Origin of the sequence: Streptomyces sp. NPDC056948, assembly GCF_042674225.1 — a bacterium.
In the GTDB taxonomy this organism is placed as follows: domain Bacteria; phylum Actinomycetota; class Actinomycetes; order Streptomycetales; family Streptomycetaceae; genus Streptomyces; species Streptomyces purpurascens.
Genome location: NZ_JBHUQX010000610.1, coordinates 1 through 4,055 on the forward strand (window position 1 = coordinate 1; position 4,055 = coordinate 4,055).

Consider the following 4,055-nt stretch of genomic DNA (forward strand, 5'->3'; position numbering starts at 1 on the left):
GGCCCGGTCCGTCGACCGGGCCCCCTCGGCTTTTCCCCTCCCGTCAGGAACCCCGCGATCCCCCCAGATCTCCCCCCAGAAGTCCTGACATCAAGTACGACCGCCCAGGGCCGCAAAGGGTTGCACGCTCGGGTAAGAATTTCTTGCCGGATTCTTGGGAAGATCACCGCGCCGGTCGGGTCAGCACCCGGGTGAGGCTCCCGTCGTCCTCCTCGATGTCCCTGACGTGCGCGAATCCGATCCTGCCGAGGAGGCGCAGCGAGGCCGTGTTCCGCGCGTCCACGGTGGCGTGCACCTCGCTGAGCCCGAGCGTCCGGAACCCGTACACCACGAGGGCCTCCGCCAATTCCGTCCCGAGCCCGCTGCCCCAGGCCTCGGGAGCCAGCGCGTAGACGATCTCGTGGCCGTCCACCGCGTCGGTCCGCTTGATCTCCGCGTGCCCGACCAGGAGCCAGTCGCGCCGGACCGCCCACACGTCGAACAGGTCCTGGGCGTAGACCTTGGTGAAGATCCGCCCGAACAGGGCCCGGTCCTCCGCCTCGGCCACCGGCCCGTCACCCATCCAACGGGACACCCGGGTGTCCTGGAACAGGGCGACGAAGCGCTCTTCGTCCTCCGGGGTGTAGGCCTCCAGGAGGAGGCGGGGCGTGCGCAGGGCCAGGGGCATGAGCGGGGACGCTAGCGACGCGGGGGCGGGGCGGCAACGCGATTTCCGCGGAAGCGCCCCGTCACGCCGAGTCGTTCAGCAACCTGCCCAGATGCTCGCGCCCGGCCTCCAGCAGGTCCGGGAGCGGCTGGGCCGTCTCGTACCAGCGCTTCTCGTACTCCCAGCACAGCCAGCCGTCCCAGTTGTGGCGGGAGAGGACCTCCACGCACTCGGCCAGGGGGAGGACGCCCGCGCCGAGGGGCAGGGGTGTGGTGTCCTCGGCGGAGGCGATGTCCTTGACCTGGACGTAGCCGAGGTGGGGGGAGAGCGCCGCGTAGGTCTCCGAGGGCTGCTCGCCGCCCAGCCAGGTGTGCATGACGTCCCAGAGCGCGCCGACCTGGCGGTGGCCGACGAGGCCGAGGACACGCATCGCGTCCGCGGCGGTGCGGTGCGAGTCATGGGTTTCCAGGAGGATGCGTACGCCCAGGTCGTTCGCGTACTCGGCGGCCGTGCCCAGGCGCCGGGCGGCCGTCGCGTCGGCCTCCTCGGGGGTCTGGACGTCCAGGTCGCCGCCGGGGAAGACACGGATGTACGGGGCGCCGAGGTCGCGGGCCAGGTCGAGGAGGGTGCGGATCTCGGCCAGGACGGGTTCGTCGTCGCCCGGCGCGGCGACGCGCGCGTATCCCGCCAGGCCCAGGATCTCTACGCCCGACCCCTTGAACTCGGCCGCGACATCGGCCCGTTCGGCGGAGCCGAGGCCGGGGTGTACCGGTTCCTCGGCGTGGGTGCGCAGCTCCACGCCGTGGTAGCCGTGCGCGGTCGCGAGCCGCAGGACGTCGGGCAGGGGCATGCCGGGGACACCGAGGGTGGAGAACGCCAGCTTCATGTGGACGGACCCTACCCGGCACCCCCGCCCGCGACTCCCCTTCGTCGCTCCGGTGTTGCGTGAAGATCCAGTCGCCAGTCCTGGCCGGTCAGGTCCTGCCCGAAGGAGCGGTGCGGCTTCTCCGCGACCAGCACGAAGCCGTGGCGCTGGTAGATACGGCGGGCCGCGCCGAGGATGTCGTTGGTCCACAGGAGCACCTCGCGGTAGCCGGCCTCGCGGGCGAAGTCGACGAGGGCTCCCACCAGCCGGTCGCCGATGCCCAGGCCGCGCGCGTCGGGCTCGACGAGCAGCAGCCGGAGCCGGGCGGCCCCGGGCGCGTCGTCCCGTACGCACATCACGCACCCCACCCGCCGGCCGTCCAGCTCGGCGATCCAGGTGCGGTCCAGTCGCGGGTCGTGGTCCTCGCCGTAGTCGGCGACGATTCGGGCGACGAGGCCCTCGTACTCGAGGTCGAAGCCGTACTCGGCGGCGTACAGCGCGGCGTTGCGCTCCACGATCCAGCCGAGGTCGCCGGGGGTGGGCTCACGCAGGACGACGTCCTCGGGACGCGGGGCGCGGCCGTCGCCGAGGAGGGTCCGAACGGTCCGCAGGGCCTCCGCCAGCCGGGGCCGGTCCTCGGCCCGCACGGTGTCCAGCAGCGACCCGACCGTCTCCCGGGCCCGCTCGTCGAGCAGCGCGGCGGCCTCGCGGCCGGGCGAGGTGAGGGTGATGCGGCGGCGGCGCGGATCCGTCTCGGAGGGGCCGCGCTCGACCAGCCCGTCCTCCTCGAACTTGTTCAGGATCCGGCTCAGGTATCCGGCGTCCAGGTGGAGCTGGGCCCGCAGGTCGGCGGCGTCCGTGCGCGGCGCGTGGGCGAGCTCGTAGAGCACGCGGGACTCGGTGAGGGTGTAGGGCGCGTACATGTGGCGGCCGTAGTCGAGCGCGCCGATGACGTTCGTGTAGAAGCGGTTGAAGGAGCGGATGTCCTGGACGGTCATGGGCCCGACCCCCGTATCGACAGTTGACTCAGTCAGAGATCCGATGGGCCGAGCCTAGACCGTCCGGGACTTCCAGGGCTAGCCCTGCGCCGGGGCCGCGGGCCGGTACACGCACACCTGGGCGCCGGTCTTGGCGGTGGTCGTGGAGACCAGCTCCATCGGGCGCTTCGCCCCGTCCCCGGGGAAGATCGTCTTGCCGCCGCCGAGGATCACCGGCATGACGATGAGCTGGAGCTCGTCGACCAGGCCTTCGGACAGCAGCGTCCGCACCAGCGTGGGGCTGCCCATCATCGCGAGGTCGCCGCCCTCCGCCTCGTGCAGCTCCCGGATCCGGGTCACGGCCTGGTCGCCGGGGATGAGAGAGGTGTTGTTCCAGGTGAGGTCGGCCTCGCCGAGCGTGCCGGAGACGACGTACTTCTTGAGGGAGTTCATCCGGTCGGCGAACGGGTCCCCGGCCCGCTCGGGCCAGGCCCCCGCCATCGTCTGCCACGTACGCCGCCCGAACAGCAGCGCCTCGGCACTGCCCAGACCGGCGTCGAAGGCGCCGCCCAGCACCTCCTCGTCGAAGTACGGGTGCGACCAGCCGCCGTGCGCGAAGCCCCCGTCGGTGTCCTCCTGCGGCCCGCCGGGCGCCTGTACGACGCCGTCCAGGCTGATGAACTCGGTGATGACGATGCGCATGGGACTCACTCCGCTTTCTCGCTCGGGCGATGACGGCACTGCAGACCGGCGTACGACGCGAAAGTCATCGCCGCCGGGCACCCGTGTGCGTCACGCTTGCGGCGAACGCCTCCGCGGGACTCGCGCGGGGGCATTAGCGTCCGGGCCATGGTGACCTCGAAGGCGACGGCCGTGTACGACGATCACGCCGATTGGTACAACGAGTTCATGTCCCCGGCGGGCGGCGGGGACTACATCCGCCGGGTCCATGCCACCCTCGGTGACCTGCTGGGCCGCGGCGACGGAAGCACCTGCCTCGACGTGTGCTGCGGTACGGGCGCCCATGCGCCGACCGTGGCCGCCCTGGGCTGGAGTCCCGTCGGCGTCGACCTCTCCCGCAATCAGTTGCGACACGCCGCCGAGCGCCTGCCCGTGGCCGTCGCGGACGCGACCGCACTGCCCCTGGCCGACAGCTCGGTGCCCGCCGCGGTATGCGTCCTGGCCAGCACGGACGTGCCCGACTACGCTGCCGTCCTCCGCGAGATCGCCCGCGTCCTGGCCCCCGGCGGCCGTTTCGTCCATCTGGGGGTGCACCCGTGCTTCGTCGGGGCCTTCGCCGACCGCAGGGACGCGTCCAGGACGGTGATCGACGCCGGTTACACCGACCGGTCCCACACCTTCGCCTCCTGGAACGCCACCGGCGTCCGCGCCCGCCTCGGCGCCTGGCACGTCCCGCTGGCCGGCCTGCTCAACGGGGCGGTGACAGCGGGCCTGCGCATCGAGCGGACGGTGGAGGCGGGGCCGGACGGGGTGCCGGACCTGTTCGGATTCACAGCGACGGTCAGCCCGTCCGGCGATTGAGGACGAGGCCGTTAAGGCCGAAGCG

5 protein-coding genes are annotated in these 4,055 nt (G+C 72.3%); 1 reads left to right on the plus strand and 4 read right to left on the minus strand.

Annotated features, from left to right (window positions below; translation table 11 throughout):
- Positions 1–163 precede the first annotated feature (163 nt).
- From ACFTZL_RS42105 to ACFTZL_RS42120, 4 genes are all read right to left on the minus strand, one after another.
- Positions 164–667 carry a GNAT family N-acetyltransferase gene (locus ACFTZL_RS42105; RefSeq protein WP_382595062.1) on the minus strand — a complete coding sequence of 168 codons (504 nt, stop codon included), beginning with the start codon at positions 665–667 and terminating at the stop codon, positions 164–166.
- A gap of 61 nt (positions 668–728) precedes the next feature.
- On the minus strand, positions 729–1,532 hold the full coding sequence (locus ACFTZL_RS42110) for a sugar phosphate isomerase/epimerase family protein (RefSeq protein ID WP_382595065.1): 804 nt from the start codon (positions 1,530–1,532) through the stop codon (positions 729–731).
- Positions 1,533–1,543: 11 nt separating this feature from the next.
- Positions 1,544–2,509, minus strand: a complete 966-nt coding sequence (locus ACFTZL_RS42115; protein ID WP_382595067.1) for a GNAT family N-acetyltransferase — start codon at positions 2,507–2,509, stop codon at positions 1,544–1,546.
- Positions 2,510–2,587: 78 nt separating this feature from the next.
- Positions 2,588–3,190 carry a dihydrofolate reductase family protein gene (locus ACFTZL_RS42120; protein ID WP_382595070.1) on the minus strand — a complete coding sequence of 201 codons (603 nt, stop codon included), beginning with the start codon at positions 3,188–3,190 and terminating at the stop codon, positions 2,588–2,590.
- A 147-nt stretch (positions 3,191–3,337) separates the two neighbouring features.
- Here ACFTZL_RS42120 and ACFTZL_RS42125 point away from each other — a divergent pair, with 147 nt between their 5' ends.
- Positions 3,338–4,030, plus strand: coding sequence for a class I SAM-dependent methyltransferase (locus ACFTZL_RS42125; RefSeq protein ID WP_382595073.1), 693 nt, complete (start codon positions 3,338–3,340; stop codon positions 4,028–4,030).
- Positions 4,031–4,055: the final 25 nt, after the last annotated feature.